The sequence below is a fragment of the Dyella sp. GSA-30 genome, from assembly GCF_027924605.1.
Taxonomy (GTDB): Bacteria; Pseudomonadota; Gammaproteobacteria; order Xanthomonadales; family Rhodanobacteraceae; genus GSA-30.
The window spans coordinates 2084444-2104673 of sequence record NZ_AP027042.1; the positions used below are offsets into that span (position 1 = coordinate 2084444).

Genomic DNA, 20230 nt, shown 5'->3' on the forward strand with positions numbered 1-20230 from the left:
CCGCTCAGTGTGGAAAGAGTATCGCCGACGAATTGCGATGTCTGTCGGATCGACCAATGTTTTTTTAGGTGTTCTATATCGATTTAATGCATGCCTTCCGACGCAAAAAAGACAAAAAAGAAGGGATCCTAAGATCCCTTCTGGTGTTGCGTTGTCACTGGCGCGGCGGCCGGATCGCCGGCTTTCAGTCGCTCGACGATTAGCTCGATGCCGGCGAAGCGCTGACCGTCAGGCCGCTGGCGTCCACACTCTTGACGCCCTTTATCTTCTTGGCGATCGCGGTTGCATGTGCCTTTTCCTTGGCGGTAGCTACAGTGCCGCTCAAGGTGACCACGCCCTCAGTAGTGCTTACCGAGATATCGCTGGCCTTGACGGCCTTGTTGGCGGCAAATTCGGATTTCACCTTGGTGGTGATCCAGGCATCGTCGACTTTGCCGGGCACGGTCTGGTTATCCGACGACTTGCTCATGCTGGCGCCGGAATCCTGAGCGACGGCCTGGGTGACCGGAATCGCGCCAAACGCAGCGATAAAACCAGCAGCGATCAGAGTCTTGCGAATTGAAAAGGACATGGCGACCTCCTTGCATTGGGGAAGATGCTGTCTTGCAAGACAGACGGTATGCCGAACTGGACAGTGACCGTGATCCCATGGCAACAGGAAGGAAGTGAACGCGATGTGCCCATCGCTTGCTTGCGTTCAGGCGAAAAGCGGGAATGCGAAATTGGCGTGCTTGAGTTGTACAAAGTTTGCTATTGCGCTCATCGTTGCAGCAGGAATGCAATCTTTGTAGGAGCGACTTCAGTCGCGACAGGTCGTGATGTAATTGTGGATCGCGATTGAAATCGCTCCTACAAAATCAGGTGGCTTTAGAGAGTTGCTCGGCCGCCAAAAAAAACGGGGCGCCGAAGCGCCCCGTCGAGTATCGCAATCGCGTTGTCGCTTACTTCAGTTCAACGCTGTTGGTGATCACCAGGCCGTGCTCGTCGACATGCATCTCGCCGGAGAGATCCTTCACGCGCGCAGCCTGTTGACGCATCGATTCAAACTGCGCCTTCGAACGTGCGGCAGCCTGCTGCTGTTCCTTGACCGCATCGGTGTCGGCAGCATCGTCGTCGCTCTTGCCCATGTTGGCGGTGAGTTGCGCCAGCTGTTCGGACTTGGCTTCCATCGCCTGCACCCAAGTCTGGTACATGTCGCCGGTCAGATGCATGCGCATCATGCGGCCGGCGTCGCCTTCGGATGCCTTGAGCATGTCGCCGAGCTTGCTGTCTTCACCGGTGCCGATGCCAAGCACCAGGGCCTTGTCGCTTGTCGCCACCCATGCAGGTTGGCCGAGCGTAGCGGTCATGTCGGCGGGCAGTGCCACCGGCTTGCCGTCGTTGGTCAGCTTGAGCTGGCCCAGCGCCGGCATGGCCATCTGACCCATCGCGATCAGGCCGGTCGGGTTGCTGGAAGCTATCAGCACGCGGCCGCTGAATTTGGGCAGCGTGGCGTTCGGATCGGGTGCAAAGGTATCGAGCACGATGCGCAGGCCCTGCATGTCGCCGAAGGGTGGCATCGCAGCACGCTGAGCCAGCTGACCGATCTTGGCGAACTGGTCGTTCATGTCGAGCAGTGCGGGGCAGGTGAAAGGCTTGGCGGCCACGGCATCGGCCTGCGCCGACCAGAACGTGCGTACATCCTTCATCGGCAGCGCGATGCTGAGATCGAACGGTGCGTCGCCGCTGCTACCCAGGCCCGGCAAGCCGACCTTCAGGCCGGAGAATGCCTTGACGATGTCATCGGCCAGCGCCAGATCCACGCGCGCCGACTGCTGCTTGCTGTCGAGCGTGGTGTAACCGAAGCTCATCGACGGTACGCGTGCAGCGATGCGTGCCGCGTCGGCCTGACAGGTCGGCGGAATCTGCATCTGATTGGCGACTGGCTCGCCGGTCTTGGCCGCTTCGCTTTCCGCGTGTGCCTTGAACATCGCGCTGAAGAACGGGTCCTTGCCGCCGGATACCAGTGCCAGGGTACGGGCGACGTCGAGTTGGCCGACGGCATAGGGCTTGTAACCCTTGTCCTTGGCCAGGGTTTCCAGGCGGCCGTCTTCCTGCAGGCTCTTGGCCGGACGATCCAGGCCCAGCGCCTGACGCAGCATCGACTCGGAGGCATCAGCCGGCAACAACGCCGCAACGGCCTGCTTGCCGACGACGGCTAGGATGACCTGGGTGCCGGCTTCGGTCGACACGTGCTTACGGTAGGACTGACCACCGACGCTCGCCGTGTCGAGCTTTTTGCCATAGGCCGTTTCCAGGCGGCCGACAAAGGCTTCGAATGCCTTCGGGTCGCTCAGCTCGATACGCGCCACCGGCGAAAGGCCCAGGCCGTAGAACGCCGAGTAGCCTTTCACATCCAGTCCGGTGTTCTGCGCAAAGGCCTCGGCGGTCTTGCCGTCGATCTCGGCGATAAAGGCCTTGAACAGACGTGCGTTGTCCGGATCCTTTATCTCGTCGGCAGCCGCTTTCATCTGCGCGACCTGGCCCGGCAACTGCGCATCGGCCTGGCTCAACAAGGCGGCGCGGGTGCTGTCATCCAGTACATCGAGGTTGGCAATGACATAAGGCGTATCGGCGGGCACGAAGGCCAGCGGAGCATCTTTGTCCTTGTGTGCGCAGGCGGCCAGCAATACGCCGGCAAAGCCCAGCGCGAAAAAGCGCGTCGTCGATCGCATCTTGATTCCCTAGTTTGAAGATGATGTTGCGCTGCGCATTATGCCTGCTTTACGGGCTGTCATAACGTGTAGCTAACAAAGATGATCGTGCTTGCTTTCAGTTTGACGACGCGCGCTTGATTTTATTGATGTCAATCATCATCTAATATGGCGAGTTTTCCAAGACCACCCCTCGAGGTCGCCATGCAACATCAGGATCCGATCGTCATTGCCGCGGCCGTACGCACGCCGCTGGGCCGTTTTCTCGGCGAGCTCACGCCGCTCACCACGCCCATGCTGGGCGCGAGCGTATTGACGGCGGCGTTACAGCGTTCTGGCCTGGCCGCCGAGCGGGTCAGCGAAACCATCATGGGCTGTGTACTGCCGGCCGGCCTTGGCCAGGCGCCGGCACGGCAGGCCGCAAGAGACGCGGGCCTGCCCGACGGCGTTGGCGCGACCACGGTCAACAAGGTCTGCGGTTCGGGCATGAAGGCGACGATGCTGGCGCACGACCTGCTGCTGGCGGGGAGCGCGGATTTCATTCTCGCCGGTGGCATGGAAAGCATGTCCAACGCGCCGTATCTGTTGCCCAAGGCCCGCGCGGGGTATCGGGCGGGACACCAGCAGGCGCTCGATCACATGATGTTCGACGGGCTGGAGGATGCCTACGAAGGCGGGCGACCGATGGGCGACTTCGGTGAGGCGACGGCTGCCAAGTACGGATTCAGTCGCGCGGACCAGGACGCCTATGCGATGGAAACGTTGCGGCGTGCACGTTACGCGGTAGAGCAGGGCGTATTCGATCCCGAGGTGGTTGCAGTCAGTGTGCCTACGCGTGGCGGCAGCATCGATACTTCCCGTGACGAACATCCGCTCAAGGTCGATCCGGCGAAGATTCCCAGCCTGCGTCCGGCGTTTCGCACGGACGGCACGATCACTGCAGCCAGCTCTTCGGCCAATGCCGACGGTGCGGCGGCGCTGCTATTGACCCGTCGTTCGCTCGCCGAACGGGAAGGGTTGCCGATCCTTGCTGAAATTCGTGGGCATGCCACGCACAGCCAGGCGCCGGAATGGTTTACCACGGCTCCGGCACCCGCTATTCGCAAGCTGCTGGACAAGGTCGGTTGGAAGCTGGGCGATGTCGACCTGTTCGAAATCAACGAGGCTTTTGCGGTCGTGGCGATGACGGCGATGCGCGAGCTGGGCATCGGTCACGACATCCTCAATATCCATGGCGGTGCGTGTGCGCTTGGACATCCGATCGGTGCGACGGGTGCGCGGTTGATCGTGACGTTGTTGCATGCGTTGGAGCGCAATGGATTGCGGCGTGGGGTGGCGTCGCTTTGTATTGGTGGTGGTGAAGCTACTGCGATCGCTATCGAGCGGGTCTAGAGCCCCTCCTCACCCCAGCACTCTCCCCCGGCAGAGCCAGGGGAGAGGGAGCAAATTCGCGCAACGTTGGAGACTTGCCTCCGTCAGTCCCCTCTCCCCTGGCTCTGCCGGGGGAGAGGGTTATGGGTGAGGGGGAAGCAAGAGGCGATGCGAAGCGAGCCTTAACGCCCCATCACCTCACACAAAACAGCCATCCGCACAAACACCCCATTACCCACCTGCTCGAGAATGCGCGACTGCGGCCCATCGGCTACCTCGGACGCAATCTCGATCCCGCGATTGAGCGGCCCCGGATGCATCACCAGGCACCCTTTGCCGGCCAGTGCCAGGCGTCGATTGTCCAGGCCAAAGCGCTCGAAATAAGCCGCCTCATCAGGCAGATCGGTCGACGCCATGCGCTCCTTCTGCAAGCGCAACATGATCACCGCATCCACGCCTTCGATCGCTTCGTCGAAATTCTCGACGATCGTGCAGCCGGGAAATTCGCTCGCTTCGGGCATCAGGCCGGCGGGGCCACAAAGGCGAATTTCCTTGGCGCCCAGCGCACGCAGCGCATGCACGTCCGAACGCGCCACGCGCGAATGTTTTACGTCGCCGCAGATCACCACTTTCAACTGACGGAAATCCGGCCGATGCTCGCGAATCGTCAGCATGTCGAGCAGGCCCTGCGTCGGATGCGCGCGATTGCCGTCGCCGGCATTGATCACGGCGACGCCACTCATGGCGTGGCGCACCAGTTCGTCCGGCGTGCCCGAGATCTTGTGGCGCACCACGATCGTGTCCAGATGCATCGCTTCGAGCGTATGCAGCGTGTCGAACAGCGCTTCGCCCTTGCTGGTCGACGACAAGCCGATATCGAAATTGATCACGTCCGCGCCAAGGCGCCGTGCGGCCAGCTCGAACGAGGTACGCGTGCGCGTGGACGGTTCGAAGAACAGGTTCAGCACCGTTCGACCGGCCAACAGGTCGAGCTTGCGCGTGCCGTGCGCGCAGGCGTCGCGCATCGAGACGGCGCGATCGAGCAAGCGTTCGATGGTGGCGCTGGGCATGTTTTCCAGCGAGGTCAGATGGCGCAGGCGTTGGCTCATAGAGATCGATCGATATGAATGAGGAAGATGGGCGGGGCTCATGGACTGGCAACGCCGGGGATGGCCTCGGTCATGCCGGTGAGCCAGCCTTCGAGAATGACGGCGGCAGCTTCGGCATCGATTTGCTGCGCGTCGCGTTTTCGCTTCAGACCGGCAGCGCGAGCCTGTGCGAAGCGACGTGCGGCTTCCTGCGACGTGTGCCGTTCGTCCACCAGCACCACCGGCAGGTTATAGCGTTCGCTCAGCTGACTGGCGAAGCGGCGCGCGCCGCGGCTGGCGGGTTGCTCGTCGCCGTCGAGCGTCAATGGCAGGCCGACGACCAGGGTGTCGGGCAGCCAGCTCTGGCGCAGGCTGTCGAGCTGCACCCAGTCGGGCGTGCCGTCGCGATTGGGGATGGCGGCAATGCCACGCGCACTGGCCGTCAACCGGTTGCCGACGGCTACGCCGATCAAGCGGCTGCCGTAGTCGAACCCGAAGGCACAGCTCATGCGTGGCCCGCGTAGCCGGGCAATTGCAGCGGGTCGACGCCGACCAGGCCGGCAGCAGCGCTCCAGCGCTCCTCCAGCGGTGTATGGAACACCACCCGCTCACTGGCCTCGACGGTCAGCCAGGTGTTGTCCTTCAATTCCTGTTCGAGCTGCCCGGCGCTCCAGCCTGCATAGCCCAGCGCCATCAGGGCCAGACGCGGACCTTCGCCGGCAGCCATGGCCACCAGGATGTCGCGCGAAGTGGTTACCGACCAGTCGGCATTGACGCGGTAGCTCGATTCCCAATGGCCGTGCTCACGGTGGAGCACAAAGCCGCGCTCCTGCTGCACGGGGCCACCGATCAGCACCGGCGCATCGGCCAGTTCGATATCCGAACAGCCCAGTTTCATCTGCGCCAGGACATCGCCCAGGCGGTATTCGGAAAGCTGATTGATCAGCAGACCCACCGCGCCGTCCTCATCGTGCTGGCAGACAAAGGCCACGCCGCGAGAGAAGGGCGGATCGGCCAGGCTGGGCATGGCGATCAGGAAATGGCCGGCGAGAGTTTGCTGACTGGGGGAGGTCATGGGGCCATTGTAAGCCGGGATGGTGCTCCGGGAGTGAGGATGTTGTTTCGCTCCCCACAAGCGACCTCAGTTTTCATCGTCGCCCCGGCGAAGGGGAGGCTGCGGGGACTACCGATTCCGCAGCACGTTATCCGGCCCGAACTGCCACGTACGCGTGATGTACAGCTCGTCCACCCGCTCCTTGTCGTCGGCAGGCAGGGCGGGGAAAGGCGCCGCCAGCCGCACGATGCGCTGCGCCGAGGCGTCGAGTACCGCCTCGCCCGAGCTCTTGATCACGTCGATGCTCTTGATGCTGCCGTCGCGGTTCAACCCCACGGTCAGCACCAGGTCGCCATGCAGGCCTTTTTGGCGGGCCTCGTTGGGATAGTTGAGGTTGCCCAGCCGCTCGACCCGGTCCACCCAGCCGCGCATGTAGGCGGCGTAGACGAATTCCTTGGTATTGGCCGAAATGAATTTCTTCTTCGGGCGCTTGGCGTAGGCCTCGCTCTTGCTGCGCAGCTCGGCAGCCAGCCTGGCCATTTCTTCCTGCTGCTTGAGCTCGGCCGCCGACTGCGGCTGGTCGGGCGTCAGCTCGGTCTGGCCGGTATCGCTGTTGACCGACTGCGCGCTGTTGCCAGTGGTGGTGACCAGCCGTTGGGCGGTGGCGTCGCGTGGCGCCGGCACGGTGGCATCGACGTGGCGCTGCGCGGTGCCTTGGGCCTCGGTCGGTAGCGGGCCGGAGAAGGGCTGCGAGGGGCGGGCGGCCTTGTCGCTCTCGCCGCCGCCGGAGTTATTGGCCTGGGCCAGGAAATCGGCCTTGTCCGGTGCCTCGCGGTTGGCGACGTCGACCAAGGTCACATCCAGCGTGGGCAGGCTGGGCTTGGCCTTGACGTAGTGAAAGGTAATGCCCAACAGCAGCACGCCGTGCAGCAGCAGCGAGAACAGCAACGTGGCGCCGATCGGGTCGGCGCCGTTGTTGGGGCGAACGGTGGCATTCACGCAGCTTGGGTTCCGAGGCTTTCGATGACGTCGAACAACTGGCCGGCAATATTAAGCCCGAACTGCGCGTCCAGTTCGCGCACACAGGTCGGCGATGTGACGTTGATCTCGGTGAGGTAGTCGCCGATCACGTCCAGGCCGACGAAGATCAGTCCGCGACGCTTGAGTTCCGGGGCCACTTCGGCGGCGATCCAGCGGTCACGGTCGGACAGCGGCACACCCTCGCCGCGGCCACCGGCCGCCAGGTTGCCGCGAAATTCGTTGCCCTGCGGGATGCGCGCGAGCGCGTAGGGCACCGGTTCGCCATTGACCAGCAGGATGCGCTTATCGCCGGAGGTGATCTCCGGGATGTACTTCTGGGCGATGGTGAAATGCCGCCCTTCGCCATGCGGGCCGCCGGCCAGCAGGGTCTCCAGCATCGAGTTGAGGTTGCTGTCGCCGGCCTTGACCCGAAAGATGCCGCGCCCGCCCATGCCGTCCAGCGGCTTGAGCACCACCTCGCCGTGCTCGGCGGCAAAGCGGCGCAGCTCGCCGGCATCGCGCGAGACCAGGGTGGGCACGATGCATTGCGGGAACTGCAGCGCGAACAGCTTTTCGTTGCAGTCGCGCAGGGCCTGCGGGTCGTTCACCACCAGCACGCCGGCCTTTTGGGCCAGCTCCAGCACCATCGTGTCGTAGATGAATTGCGGGTCGACCGGGGGGTCCTTGCGCATCAGCACCACGTCGATCTCGCGCAGGTCGCGCCACTGGGCCGCTTCCAGTTGGAACCAGGCCTTGGGATCGTCCTTGACCGACAGCTCGGCCACGCGGGCCCAGGGGGCGCCATCGCGGATCGACAGGTCGCCCTGCTCCATGTAGAGCAGCCTATGGCCACGCCGCTGGGCTTCCAGCAGCATCGCGAAGGTGGTGTCCTTGACGGTCTTGATGCCCGAAATAGGGTCCATGAGTACGGCGACCGACAAGGCCATCGTCATTCTCCGGTAGTCGAAACGTGTGAAAACGGCCATGTTCGCCGAGGGGGGCCTCGCGCGGCAAGGTTGGGGATCGTCGGCCTCCCGTACAAGGCGGCGGTTCCACGGGCAAATGTGAAGATGCAAGAATCGCGATTTCGGAAGCAGTGTAAGCAATTGCAGCTTGACGCCACGGCAGTGAAGGCGGTAAACAGCAAATGCATAAAAGCCCGCCTCACGAGCGGGTTACGGAATTATTCTTGCGGAATTCTTTGTATTCCATATCGAGCCGACGGCCACAAGGCTGACGGCTATGCGTTTACCTGAGCCGGGGCAGGTCGCAGGGGGGTTAAGTGAACTTGAACGTAAATGGCAATGGCCTGGCCGGTCTTAAGGTCATGGTTATCGATGACTCCAAGACGATCCGCCGTACGGCGGAAACCTTGTTGAAGAAGGAAGGCTGCGACGTGCTTACCGCCGTCGACGGGTTCGAGGCTTTGGCCAAGATTTCCGACCAGCGTCCGTCGATCATCTTCGTGGACATCATGATGCCGCGTCTCGACGGCTATCAAACCTGCGCGCTTATCAAGAATAATCCGCAGTTCCGCGGCACCCCGGTCATCATGCTGAGCTCGAAGGACGGGTTGTTCGACAAGGCCCGCGGCCGGATCGTCGGCGCGGAACAGTATTTGACCAAGCCGTTCACCCGAGACGAACTGCTTGGCGCTATTCATCGACATGTCAGCACGGTTTAAAACCTGCGACTACAGCATCTGAGGGGGAGCTGTGGCCCACATTCTCATCATCGACGACTCGCCGACCGACGTGCGCGTGTTCACCACGCTGCTCGAACGGGCGGGTCATCGTGTCGACTCGATCGGTAACGCCGAGGAAGGCATCGAGCGCGTCCGCGCCGAGCTTCCCGACCTGGTCATCATGGACGTCATCATGCCCGGCATGAACGGCTTCCAGGCGACCCGTACGCTGACCCGTGACCCGGTCACCTCGGGCGTACCGATCGTCATGATCACCACCAAATCGATGGAAACCGACCGCGTCTGGGGCTTGCGCCAGGGCGCGCGCGCGTTCATCACCAAACCGGTTAACGAGAAGGAACTTCTGGCCTGCATTCATGACCTGCTGCCAAGCGCGGCGGCCTGAGGGCAACGATGAGCCAGAACGCCAACCTGACCCCGTTTGAAATCCTCGCCCATTACGAGCGCCTGTCCCTGGCGCACGCCCTGGAGTCGTCGGACAAGCTCGAAGCCCCCGGGCTGTGGCGTGGTATCGGTTACCGCGCCGGCAGCCGTTCGTTCGTCAGCGGCATCGACGAGATCAACGAACTGCTGGCGGTGCCGCCGCTGACCCCGGTGCCCGGAACGCAGACGTGGCTGCTTGGCATCGCCAACGTGCGCGGCAACCTGGTGCCGGTGATCGACCTGGCGCGCTTCCTGTTTGGCGAACGCACCGTGACCACCGAGCGCAGCCGCCTGCTGGTGGTGCGCCAGGGCGCGGGCAGCGTGGCCCTGCTGGTCGACGAAGTGTTCGGGCAGCGCACCGTCGACGCCGAGCAGCGCCGCGAAGCCGAGCCGGAAAGCGATCCACGCCTGACGCGTTTCGTCGACGATCGCGTCGGCGAGCAGCGGCTGGGCTTGTTCAGCATGAATCGGCTGGTACGCGCGCCTGACTTTCGTCAGGCGGCGGCCTGACGGCCAACACACAAGCTTGGGGTCCGGCGCCTGTTGCGGCCGGGAGATTGAATGGTTCGAAGGGGCGGTTCGGCCCCGGACATCGCCGGCGCAAAGCGCCGGCGCGGTGTAGACGGCGAGGTGAAGAGCATGAGCACTACTGGGGGCGTCGGCAGGGAGCGCAACTATTCCGGCATCATTATCGGCGCGCTGCTGATCATGATCGGCTTTGCCGTGCTGGATTTTGTCCTGCTCACCATCAAGGCCGGTGAGGATCGCGAAGCGATCGGCCTGACCACGCAAATCCAGGTGCTTTCGCAGCAGACGGCCAAGTACGCCCTCGAAGCGGCGGACGGCAACGTCGAGTCGTTCAAGGAGCTGGAGAACAACCGCAACTCCATCGACTCGGCCGTGCAGCGCCTGAACAAGGGCGACTCCAAAGGCAGCATGCAGGCTTATGCCGACAACAACGCCTCGCCGACCGGCCGGGCGGTGTCCGCATTGAGCACCGCCTGGGGCCAGCTCGACGGCGACATCGGCAAGATTCTTTCGAACCGGGCCCTGGTGCTCGATTCGGCCCAGCGTGCCAGCACGCTTTCGCGCGAACTGCCGCTGCTGAACTCGTCCATGGAGCAGGTGGTGAACATCCTGCAGCAGCATGGCGGTAGCGCGGACCAGACCTATACCTCGGCCCGCCAGATGCTCCTGGCCGACCGTATGATCCGCCGAGTGCAGGAAGTGCTGCAGGGCGGCGATGCCTCCCAGCCCGCCGCCGACGGTCTGTCCCGCGATGGCCAGTTGTACGGCAGCGTGCTCAACGGCCTGCTCGCCGGTAACTCGGACATCGGCGTGCGCTCGATGGGCGATGCCAACGCCCGCAAGATCCTGACCGACATGCAGGGCAAGTGGAACGACGTCCAGGACCCGGTCAACAAGCTGATCAGCGCGGCCGGCAACCTGAGCGACGTGAAGCGCGCCGGCAACCAGGCCTCGCTCGATTCGCAGAACGTGCTGCTGCGCGCGAACGAACTGGCCGACCAGATCGGCAAGCTGCCGCTGCGCCGCCTGTTCCCGAACGTGTGGTGGGGCGTGCTCGGCGCCGGTGGCGCGGCGCTCTTCGCCGTGTTGCTCGTCGTGCAGCAGATCGGCGACCAGCGCCGCCGCTTCCGCGAGTCGACCGAACTCAACCAGCGTAACCAGGAGGCGATCATGCGCCTGCTGGACGAAATGGGCTCGCTCGCCGAAGGTGACCTGACGGTCAAGACCACGGTCACCGAGGACATTACCGGCGCGATCGCCGACTCGGTGAACTACGCGATCGACGAGTTGCGCACCCTGGTGACCACGATCAACGAGACCTCCGAGCAGGTGTCCTCCTCGGCACAGGAAACGCAGACCACCGCGCGCCATCTGGCCGACGCGGCCGAGCATCAGGCGCAGCGAATCAGCTCGGCGACCACGCTGATCAACCAGATCGCCAGCTCCATGGACGGCGTGTCCAAGGACTCGGCCGAATCGGCCGACGTGGCCGAGCGCTCAGTGCAGATCGCTTCGCGTGGCGCCGAAGTGGTGCGCGAAACGATCTCGGGCATGGACTCGATTCGCGACCAGATCCAGGAAACCTCCAAGCGTATTAAGCGCCTGGGTGAGTCCTCGCAGGAAATCGGTTCGATCGTGGAACTGATTAACGACATTGCCGAGCAGACCAACATCCTCGCCTTGAACGCCGCGATCCAGGCGGCCTCGGCGGGTGAAGCCGGCCGCGGTTTCGCGGTGGTGGCGGACGAAGTGCAGCGCCTCGCGGAACGCTCCGCGAGCGCGACCAAGCGAATCGAAACGCTGGTGCAGACGATTCAGTCCGATACCAACGAAGCGGTGAACTCGATGGAACAGACCACCGCCGAAGTGGTGGCCGGTGCCCGCCTGGCCGAGGACGCCGGTAGCGCACTGGGCGACATCGAGCGCGTGTCGCACGATCTGTCCGCGCTGATTCAGAACATCTCCGCCGCGGCACGCCAGCAGTCGGCCGCCGCGACGGACATCTCGCAATCGATGAACGCGATTCAGGAAATTACTTCGCAGACCTCGCAGGGCGCGAGCCAGACGGCCGACTCGATCGGTTACCTGGCGCAGCTGGCGAGCGACCTGCGGCGTTCGGTGGCTCACTTCAAGCTGCCGGGTTGAGACATGAGCCTGCCCGATATCTCCGAGTGGCCCGCGCCAGAAGCTGTTTGCGCGCAAGACCAGGAAGAGCGAGAGAGTGTATGTCGATACACGACCGAGTGATGACGCAGGATTGCGTGCAAACAGATCTGGCCCGAAGGGTTGGCTCTCTGCGCCCGCCCATCGCCGACGCGTGGCTCGACCTGACAGACGGTCAGGCGCGTCGCCACGCGTCACCAATGGACGAGCGCAGAGAGCCAACGCGGGCTACTCGGAGATACCGGGCAGGCTCAATGACAGGGGGCAACCTCAACGGTTGCGAGACGCGTTACAGCGCGGCCGCTGAGATGGGCGTATGAGACTTCAAGACCACATCGATTTCACCACGCTGCAGTGGGTCAAGCCCGAGCTTGACGAGACGCTGGCGCTCGCGCGTGAAGCGCTGGAGTCCTACGTCGACAACCCGGGCAACCGCGATGTCATGCGCTCATGCGCGGACAGCCTGCACCAGGTGCAGGGCACCTTGCGCATGGTCGAGCTCTACGGCGCCGCGATGGTCGCCGAGGAGATGGAAACCCTCGCCATCTCGCTGCTCGAAGACCACGTTGTCCAACGCGAAGACGCCTATGCCGCGCTGATGCGCGGCCTGATGCAGCTGCCCGATTACCTGGAGCGTTTGTCCAGCGGCCACCGTGACGTACCGGTGGTGTTGCTGCCGTTGCTCAACGACCTGCGTTCGAGCCGTGGCCAGCAGGCGCTGCACGAATCGGCGTTGTTCAGTCCCAATCTCGAAGCCGTGCTGCCGCCGGAAGCGCCGGGCGCGGCCACCAAGGAAATCGCCGACCACAAGCGTGGCGAAATCGCCGAGCTGCGCGTGCGTTTCCAGCAGCAGTTGCTGGCGTGGTTCCGTGGCCAGTCCGAAGGTGGCCTGGCCGGCATGCGCCAGATGCTCGATGCGATCAGTGCGCGTTGCTACAGCATTCCCGGTCGCCGTCTGTGGTGGATCGCCTCGGGTGTGCTCGAAGGTTTGCAGCAGGGCGTGCTCAAGCAGCAGGCGAGCGAAGTACGCCAGTTGATCGGCAAGGTCGATCGCAGCATTCGTCAGTTGATCGAACAGGGCGAAGGCCATATGCGCGGCGGCGACGCCGACGAACTGGCGCGCAAGCTCCTGTACGTGGTGGCGCAGTCCAAGCAGCGCACGCCGCAGATGGCGTTGCTCGCCAAGACCTATGCGCTCGATGCCTTGCTGCCCGACGCCAGCGAGCTGGAACATGCGCGCGGCTCGATGTCCGGGCACAACCGTGCCTTGCTCGACTCGGTCTCGCGTGCACTCAAGGACGATCTGCTGCGCGTCAAGGAAGCGCTGGATCTGTTCCTGCGCCAGGCCAACGCCGACCCGGCCCAACTGTCTGGCCAGATCGATATCCTCGAACGCGTCGGCGACACGCTGGGCATGCTTGCCCTGGGCGTGCCGCGCCGTGTCGTCAACGAACAGCGCCGCGTGCTGGACGAAATCGCCAACCGTATGCGCGCGCCGGACGAAGAGATCCTGCTCGATGTCGCCGGTGCGTTGCTTTACGTCGAAGCGTCTCTGGACGACCACATCGAAAGCCTTGGCGCCGAAGACGAGTCGGCCAGCGATTCGAATACGGCCATGCTGCCGCGTAGCGAAGCGCGCCACATCCTTGCCACCCTGATGCATGAGGCGATCGCCAACACCAGCAAGGTGAAGGAATCGATCGTCGCCTTCGTCGAGTCGGGTTGGCAGCATCAGGAGCTGACCGAAAGCGGCCCGCTGATGGATGAGGTTGCCGGCGCTCTGCGCATGCTTTCCGCGCCGCGGCCGGCTGAACTGGCCGAAGGCATCGGCCGTTTTATCGGCAACGAGTTGCTCAGCGATCGTCGCGTACCCAGTAGCGTGCAGATGGACCATCTGGCTGACGCTTTGGCTGCGCTGGAGTATTACCTCGAAGCCGCGCGCGAACACCGCGGTGGCCTGGAACACATTCTCGACGTAGCCGAGCACAGCCTGAGCAAGCTCGGTTACTGGCCGCCGCCTGCCGCGCGCGCGCCGGTCGAGGAAGCGCCGCTGGATCTGGCCGCTACGCCTGCGGCCACTACGCTCGATTTCTCCGGGCAACCGGATCTGTCCGAAACGGTCAGCCTGGCCGACGGCGTGGATCCGACGCGTCTGTTTATCGGTTCGCAAGAAGCCTTGCCGACCGCGCAGCACGACATCGCCGGCATGCGCCTGGCCGACACCGAACATCTCGGTGGCAGCGCCGCGCCGATATCGGACGACGCCGACTGGATGGAAATCGAAGAGGAAATCTTCGAGCAGGTGCCCGTGTCGGGCGCGCTGGCGTTCAACGCCGGCTTCCATGCCAGCACCGAAGGCATTGATGATGAGATTCGCGAAATCTTCCTGGAGGAAATGCAGGAAGAAATCGACAACCTCTACACCGCGCAGAAGCAGTGGCTGTCCGATGTCACGCAGCGCGATGCATTGACCTCGATCCGCCGCTCCTTCCACACCCTCAAGGGCTCGGGCCGCCTGGTCGGCGCCAGCCTGCTCGGCGAGTTCGGGTGGAAGGTCGAAAACATGCTCAACCGCGTGCTCGATGCATCGATCGAGCCGCATGAAGGCGTACAGGAACTGGTGCGTCACGCCATCGATGCCTTGCCGCAATTGCTGCAGGCGCTGAAGGACGACCACCAGCCGACCGCGCCGCTCGCCGCGATCATGGATACCGCCGACCGTCTGGCCGGTGGCCACGAAAACGCGCGTATCAGCGACTTTGTCGTCGGCCCGACCGAAACCGTCCGTCGCGTCGTGCGCCGTCGCGTGCCGCGTCTGGATGCGGCCGCCGATGCCGTACCGGCCGCCGCGCTGGCCGAGGTCGAGCGCACGCCGGCCGAGCCGGTATTCGAGCCCGTTCCCGAAGCCTATGCCGCACCGGTGTTGCCGCCGGTCGATCCGGTCTTGCTGGAAATCCTGCGCAGCGAAGTGGCGCAGTACCTGCAGACCATCCGCAACACGATCAACCGCGTCGACGGCGAAGTAAAGGTCGACGACGGCCTGCTGCGCGCCGTGCATACGCTGCACGGTGCGATCGCGATGGTCGACATCCCGCTGCTGACGCAGTTGCTGTCGCCGTTGGAAAGCCTGCTTAAGCGTCTGCGTGCTGCCGGCCAGCCGCTGTCGATCGAAGGCGTGAGCCTGCTCGCGCGCAGTGCCGACGCGGTCGACTATGTGATGGGCCAGTTCGACAACGCCAACCCGCAGTTGCCGGATCTGGAAGCGTTGATCGCACGCATTGTCGACCTGCGCGATAGCCAGCCCGAGCCCCAAGTGGCGCACGTGTTGTTCGAGCCGCAGGAAGACGAGATCGAGCAGGACGAAACGGAAGCGCGCGAAGCGGCTCCGCCCGCCGAGGCGCCCGCCGCCGCGCCGTCGCCGGAAGACGAACATCACAACGCCTACGCTGCCGAACTGCTGGCCGCGCTCGATGCATTCGAGCTCGATGCCGCCAACGAGGCCGAACTCGATGCGCCAGCACCGATCGTCAAGACCGGTCATGGTGATGAGGAAGACGACTTTGCGGCACTGTTCGGCGACCTGATCGAAGAGGACGCGAGCGAGCCCTCGACCGATGCCGCTACGCACGAGCAGGCGCCGACTGATGTCGAATCGTTTGCCGTGGCGCCGGTCGAGATCGAACCGGTGTTGACCGATATCCCGCTCGAAGCGGAGTCGGCCGACAACGTTACGCATACCTTCGTCCCCGAAGTGATTCAGGACGTTTCCGACCTGCCGTTGATCGAAGAAGAATCGGCACTGACCGATTCCAGCGAACTGGTTTCCCTGCACGAAGCACTGCAACACACGGAAGAAACGCAGCCGGCCGCGCTGCACGACGAGCCGGTTGTCGAGGCCATTCCAGCCATCGACGCCGACGCCGAAGCCCAGCTGCTGCGCGAAATCGAAGCGGCCGAAGCGAACCTCGCCGCTGCTGAAGCTTCGGTGGAACTGCCGGCAGTCGAAGCGCTTGCCGAACCGGCGGTCGAAGAAGTTCACGCCGTCAAAGCGCCGGTTGAAGAGGCCGTTGAAGAAGTCCCGGCTGCCAACGAAAGCAACGCGGCGATGGTCTACGGCCAGATCGACCCCGATCTGCTTGAGATCTTTATCGAAGAAGGTCGCGAGATCCTCGACCACGCCGATGGTGTGCTGGCGCAGTGGCGTGCCGAGCCGACCGAGCTCGAGCATGTCGCCAGCCTGCAGCGCGACCTGCACACCCTCAAGGGCGGTGCACGCATTGCCGGCATGCTCGCGGTGGGCGATCTCACCCACGCGATCGAAACCCTGCTCGAACGGCCGGTCGGCCAGCACACGCTGCAAGCGAGCGAGCTGATCTCCGCGCTGGAAGGCGGCTTCGACCAGTTGCACCTGCTGGTGCAGCGCGTGTCGCAGGGCCGTCCGATCGAGTACCCGCAGGCGATGATCGATCGCTTCCTCGAACTGTCGGGCGAGACCAGCGTCGAAGAGGCTGTGCCGCCGCCGGCTATCGCGCCGCTGCGCGTGGACCTGCCGGAACTGCTGCCCGAAGAGGGTCAGGAAGAAGAAAACCGCGGACCGCAGGAACAGATCCGCGTTCGCGCAGAACTGCTCGACAGCCTCGTCAACCATGCCGGCGAGGTGGCGATCTACCGTTCGCGCCTCGAACAGCAGGTGGCTGGCTACCGCTTCAACCTGGTTGAACTCGACCAGACCGTGCAACGTCTGCGCAGCCAGCTGCGCATGCTCGAAATCGAAACCGAAGCACAGATCATCGCGCGCTTCCAGCGCGAGCATCGCGAGGCCGGCCTGTCCGTCTTCGATCCGCTCGAGCTCGACCGTTACTCGCAGCTGCAGCAGTACTCGCGTGCGCTGGCCGAGTCGGTCTCGGACTTGGTCTCGATTCAGAACATGCTCGACGAGTTGACCCGTCAGGCCGAAACGCTGCTGATCCAGCAGTCGCGCGTCAGTTCCGAACTACAGGACGGCTTGCTGCGCACGCGCATGCTGCCGTTCGACACGATGGTGCCGAACCTGCGCCGCACGCTGCGCCAGGCCGCACAAGATCAGGGCAAGGGCGCCCAGCTGTACGTGGAAGGTGCCCACGGCGAAATGGATCGCAACCTGCTCGACCGTATCAAGGCACCGTTCGAACACATGCTGCGTAACGCGGTTGCGCACGGCATCGAAACGCCGGCCGAACGTCGCAAGGCGGGCAAGCCGGAAGAGGGCGCGGTACGCATCCGCGTCGCGCGCGAAGCTACCGAGGTGGTGGTACGCGTGACCGACGACGGTCGCGGTCTCGATCGTGAGGCCATTCGCAAGCGCGGCGTGGAGCGCGGTTTGCTGCGCGCCGAGTCGAACCCGAGCGATGACCAGATCCTGCAGCTGATCACCCAGACCGGCTTCTCCACCGCCAGCGAAGTCACCCAGCTGGCCGGTCGCGGTGTCGGCATGGACGTGGTCGCCAACGAGATCAAGCAGCTCGGCGGTTCGCTCGCGATCGATTCGCAACAGGGCAAGGGCACTACCTTTGTGCTGCGCCTGCCGTTCACGCTCGCGGTGACCCAGGCCATCCTGGTGCGCATCGGCGAGTCGAACTTCGCCATCCCGATGACCTCGGTACAAGGCGTTGCCCGTATCACGCCGGCCGAACTGGTCGTGCGCATGGCCGAGCCGAACCCGACCTTCGAGTATGGCGGCGAGCAGTACGGCATCCACGATCTTTCCGAACTGCTTGGCCTGGTACCGAATCACGCGCTGGACGAAGTCCAGTTGCCGCTGCTGCTCACCCGCGCCGGTGACCTGCGTGCCGCGATCCGCATCGATGCCGTCATCGGCTCGCGCGAAATCGTGGTCAAGTCGGTCGGCCCGCAGGTCAGCTCGGTGCCGGGTATTCTCGGCGCTACCATCATGGGCGACGGCTCGGTGCTGGTCATTCTCGACCTCGCGCCGCTGGTGCGTCATGGCATCGTGCGCCGCGAACAGCGCCTGAGCGAAGGCCTGAGCGCCATCCAGACGCCGGTGGTCGAGGAAATTCGCACCAAGCCGCTGATCATGGTGGTCGACGATTCGATCACCATGCGCAAGGTCACCGGTCGCGTGCTGGAGCGTCACGAGTACGAAGTCAGCACCGCGAAGGACGGCGTCGACGCCGTCGAGAAGCTGCATGACCGCGTGCCCGACCTGATGCTGCTCGATATCGAGATGCCGCGTATGGACGGCTACGAGCTGGCCACCCATATGAAGGCCGATCCGCGTCTGCGCAACGTGCCGATCATCATGATTACCTCGCGTACCGGCGATAAGCATCGTCAGCGTGCCTTCGACATCGGCGTCGATCGCTACCTCGGCAAGCCGTATCAGGAAGCCGAGCTGCTGATGCAGATCAACGAAGTGCTGGAACAGCGTGCGATGGCCGCAGTGGAGTCGATCGATGAGTGAGGCGGCAACAGCGGTCGCACTATTGTTCGACGATGCGGAACTCGGTGGCCACCTGCGCGACGCGTTGCGTGAACGCGGCGCGCAGATCGTGCACGAAGGCACGCTTGCCACACTCAGTCGCGAAGCCTTGCAGGGCTCCGGTGCCGAAGTCGTCGTGGTCAATCTCGACGACCAGGCGGTCGAAGTCATGGATCACCTCTATGACGTGATCGATTCGGATCGCCCGCGCGTCGTCTTCAACGATGCCCAGGCCAGCCGCGGCCTGGACGGTTGGGACCGTGCGCGTTGGGCGCGCCATCTCGCCGCCAAGGTCATGTCGCTGGTCGATCTCGACCCGCCGCGTCCCGCCGACGCACCGGCTTTCGTGCCGCCGCCATCGGCAAGTGCGGAGCCCGAAATCGTCGCAGCACCAGCGCCAGTACTGTCGGTGGTGCAGGACGTCGTCGACACGGCACCCATCGAGGCGCCGATCGAAATGCCAGCGCACGAAGAGACGGTGGTAGATGTAGCCGACGATCTGCCGCTCATCGACGATGCGCCGCTGGAATTCGCCAGCGACGGTGAAATTCCGGAAGAATCGATCGAAGCCTCGGAAACGCTGGCCGCCGAACTGGAAGCCTTGCTGGCCGCCGACGAGCAACATGTCGTTGAAGATGAATTCGGCAGCGGTCTGAACTACGACGCGGGTGATGAGCTGGCGTTGCACGACGGCGATTTCGCCGCGACGCCGCTCGACGAGCCCGAATTCGAGCCAGTAGCGATCGAGCAGCAGCCAACGCAGGCGCCGGAAGCCCCGGCAGTCGCGCGCCCCGCATTTCAGCTCGATCACCTTTCGCTAGCGCCGCTGGACGAGAACTTCGCGCCCGTGCTCGCAAACAAGGTGGCCACCGCGGATGCTCCGGCGTTCGGGCAGTCGTCGACCTGGTCGTTGATCGACGAAGACACGCCTGTCGCAGCGGTCGAACAGGCCAAGTCGTCGTCGGCCGAATTCGGCATCGAGAAACTCAGCGCTGCCGATTACCTTGCGCCCGATGCCGGCGACCACAACGAACACGACCTGCAGCCCGGGCTGAGCCTGGAACTGGTGTCGATGGAAGCGGCGATCGCTCCACAGCAGCGCGAAGACCACGAAGTCATGCTCGGCGAGCTCGACTCGGCGATCGCACGCGTGCTGCTACTCGGCGCTTCCGCTGACAGCACCGATGCCGTTTGCGAGTTTCTGCGTGCCTTGCCGAAGGGCCTGCGCCTGACCGTGCTTCACACCCAGCATCACGCATTCGATGCCGCCGATGCCTTGGCGCAACGCTTGAAAGATCACACCTCCATGCCTGTGCGCGTGGCAGGACGAGATAACCGCACGCGCGCGGGCGAAATCCTGTTCGTGCCCGCCGGCCAGCAAGTGCGCCTACTGCGTGATGGCCGTATCGAATCGCACGTCGTCGACGGGGCGGCTCCGCAACAGCCATCCATCGATGCAAGCTTCACCACCGCAGCCGGCGTATTCGGCCGCGACGCCATCGCGATCGTCTTCGCCGGCAACGCCACCGACGCTGTCGCCGGCGCGCAAGCCGTCTACGACCGCGGCGGCCAGGTATGGGTCGAATCCGCACCGGGCGACCACTACGCCGGCATGGTCCGCGGCATCGAAGCCGAACGCCTCGTCAGTTTCAGCGGCACGCCGCAAGAACTGGCAGCACGCCTCACCGAACAATTTGCCTAAGAGAG

General features: G+C 64.0%; 14 protein-coding genes. 7 read left to right on the forward strand and 7 right to left on the reverse strand.

The genetic code is table 11. The annotated features are described in order from the left end of the window. Positions 1-199: 199 nt before the first annotated feature. On the reverse strand, positions 200-571 hold the full coding sequence (locus tag QMG46_RS09230) for a BON domain-containing protein (protein ID WP_281852216.1): 372 nt from the start codon (positions 569-571) through the stop codon (positions 200-202). A gap of 370 nt (positions 572-941) precedes the next feature. Further along, positions 942-2714: a hypothetical protein gene (locus QMG46_RS09235; RefSeq protein WP_281852217.1), complete on the reverse strand. Its 1773-nt coding sequence runs from the start codon at positions 2712-2714 to the stop codon at positions 942-944. 183 nt (positions 2715-2897) lie between these two features. Here QMG46_RS09235 and QMG46_RS09240 point away from each other — a divergent pair, with 183 nt between their 5' ends. Then, the gene (locus QMG46_RS09240) at positions 2898-4085 is read left to right on the forward strand and encodes an acetyl-CoA C-acyltransferase (protein ID WP_281852218.1); all 1188 of its coding nucleotides are present in this window, start codon (positions 2898-2900) and stop codon (positions 4083-4085) included. Positions 4086-4246: 161 nt separating this feature from the next. Here the strand turns inward: QMG46_RS09240 and QMG46_RS09245 are convergent, their stop codons facing one another. The 5 genes from QMG46_RS09245 to gshB form a co-directional block, all read right to left on the reverse strand. After that, on the reverse strand, positions 4247-5173 hold the full coding sequence (locus tag QMG46_RS09245) for an aspartate carbamoyltransferase catalytic subunit (protein ID WP_281852219.1): 927 nt from the start codon (positions 5171-5173) through the stop codon (positions 4247-4249). Between the two features lie 38 nt (positions 5174-5211). Next, positions 5212-5661, reverse strand: a complete 450-nt coding sequence (ruvX, locus tag QMG46_RS09250; RefSeq protein WP_281852220.1) for a Holliday junction resolvase RuvX — start codon at positions 5659-5661, stop codon at positions 5212-5214. Then, complete coding sequence (locus tag QMG46_RS09255) at positions 5658-6227, reverse strand: YqgE/AlgH family protein (RefSeq protein ID WP_281852221.1); 570 nt, start codon at positions 6225-6227, stop codon at positions 5658-5660. Before QMG46_RS09255 ends, ruvX begins: the two co-directional genes overlap by 4 nt. Positions 6228-6335: 108 nt before the next feature. Next, positions 6336-7205, reverse strand: coding sequence for an energy transducer TonB (locus QMG46_RS09260; RefSeq protein ID WP_281852222.1), 870 nt, complete (start codon positions 7203-7205; stop codon positions 6336-6338). Further along, complete coding sequence (gene gshB / locus QMG46_RS09265) at positions 7202-8173, reverse strand: glutathione synthase (protein WP_281852223.1); 972 nt, start codon at positions 8171-8173, stop codon at positions 7202-7204. The genes QMG46_RS09260 and gshB overlap by 4 nt, the downstream gene beginning before the upstream one ends. A 335-nt stretch (positions 8174-8508) precedes the next feature. On the opposite strand from gshB, the gene QMG46_RS09270 reads away from it, so the two are divergent. The 6 genes from QMG46_RS09270 to QMG46_RS09295 all read left to right on the forward strand — a co-directional run bounded on the left by QMG46_RS09270 (position 8509) and on the right by QMG46_RS09295 (position 20225). Further along, a complete protein-coding gene (locus tag QMG46_RS09270; protein WP_281852224.1) occupies positions 8509-8910 on the forward strand; it encodes a response regulator in 402 nt (133 codons plus the stop codon). 31 nt (positions 8911-8941) lie between these two features. Next, positions 8942-9316 carry a response regulator gene (locus QMG46_RS09275; RefSeq protein ID WP_281852225.1) on the forward strand — a complete coding sequence of 125 codons (375 nt, stop codon included), beginning with the start codon at positions 8942-8944 and terminating at the stop codon, positions 9314-9316. A gap of 8 nt (positions 9317-9324) precedes the next feature. Beyond that, positions 9325-9864 (forward strand): chemotaxis protein CheW, encoded by a 540-nt coding sequence (locus QMG46_RS09280; RefSeq protein WP_281852226.1) that lies wholly within the window; start codon positions 9325-9327, stop codon positions 9862-9864. A 129-nt stretch (positions 9865-9993) separates the two neighbouring features. Beyond that, a complete protein-coding gene (locus QMG46_RS09285; protein ID WP_281852227.1) occupies positions 9994-12027 on the forward strand; it encodes a methyl-accepting chemotaxis protein in 2034 nt (677 codons plus the stop codon). A gap of 334 nt (positions 12028-12361) precedes the next feature. Then, positions 12362-18505 (forward strand): Hpt domain-containing protein, encoded by a 6144-nt coding sequence (locus QMG46_RS09290; protein WP_281852228.1) that lies wholly within the window; start codon positions 12362-12364, stop codon positions 18503-18505. Then, positions 18498-20225: a chemotaxis protein CheB gene (locus QMG46_RS09295; protein ID WP_281852229.1), complete on the forward strand. Its 1728-nt coding sequence runs from the start codon at positions 18498-18500 to the stop codon at positions 20223-20225. Before QMG46_RS09290 ends, QMG46_RS09295 begins: the two co-directional genes overlap by 8 nt. Positions 20226-20230: the final 5 nt, after the last annotated feature.

Bases quoted from the DNA above. Each gene is read 5' to 3' on its own strand.
- QMG46_RS09230 (WP_281852216.1), bottom strand. From the start codon at position 571: ATGTCCTTTTCAATTCGCAAGACTCTGATCGCTGCTGGTTTTATCGCT.
- QMG46_RS09235 (WP_281852217.1), bottom strand. From the start codon at position 2,714: ATGCGATCGACGACGCGCTTTTTCGCGCTGGGCTTTGCCGGCGTATTG.
- QMG46_RS09240 (WP_281852218.1), top strand. From the start codon at position 2,898: ATGCAACATCAGGATCCGATCGTCATTGCCGCGGCCGTACGCACGCCG.
- QMG46_RS09245 (WP_281852219.1), bottom strand. From the start codon at position 5,173: ATGAGCCAACGCCTGCGCCATCTGACCTCGCTGGAAAACATGCCCAGC.
- ruvX (WP_281852220.1), bottom strand. From the start codon at position 5,661: ATGAGCTGTGCCTTCGGGTTCGACTACGGCAGCCGCTTGATCGGCGTA.
- QMG46_RS09255 (WP_281852221.1), bottom strand. From the start codon at position 6,227: ATGACCTCCCCCAGTCAGCAAACTCTCGCCGGCCATTTCCTGATCGCC.
- gshB (WP_281852223.1), bottom strand. From the start codon at position 8,173: ATGGCCTTGTCGGTCGCCGTACTCATGGACCCTATTTCGGGCATCAAG.
- QMG46_RS09280 (WP_281852226.1), top strand. From the start codon at position 9,325: ATGAGCCAGAACGCCAACCTGACCCCGTTTGAAATCCTCGCCCATTAC.
- QMG46_RS09285 (WP_281852227.1), top strand. From the start codon at position 9,994: ATGAGCACTACTGGGGGCGTCGGCAGGGAGCGCAACTATTCCGGCATC.
- QMG46_RS09290 (WP_281852228.1), top strand. From the start codon at position 12,362: ATGAGACTTCAAGACCACATCGATTTCACCACGCTGCAGTGGGTCAAG.
- QMG46_RS09295 (WP_281852229.1), top strand. From the start codon at position 18,498: ATGAGTGAGGCGGCAACAGCGGTCGCACTATTGTTCGACGATGCGGAA.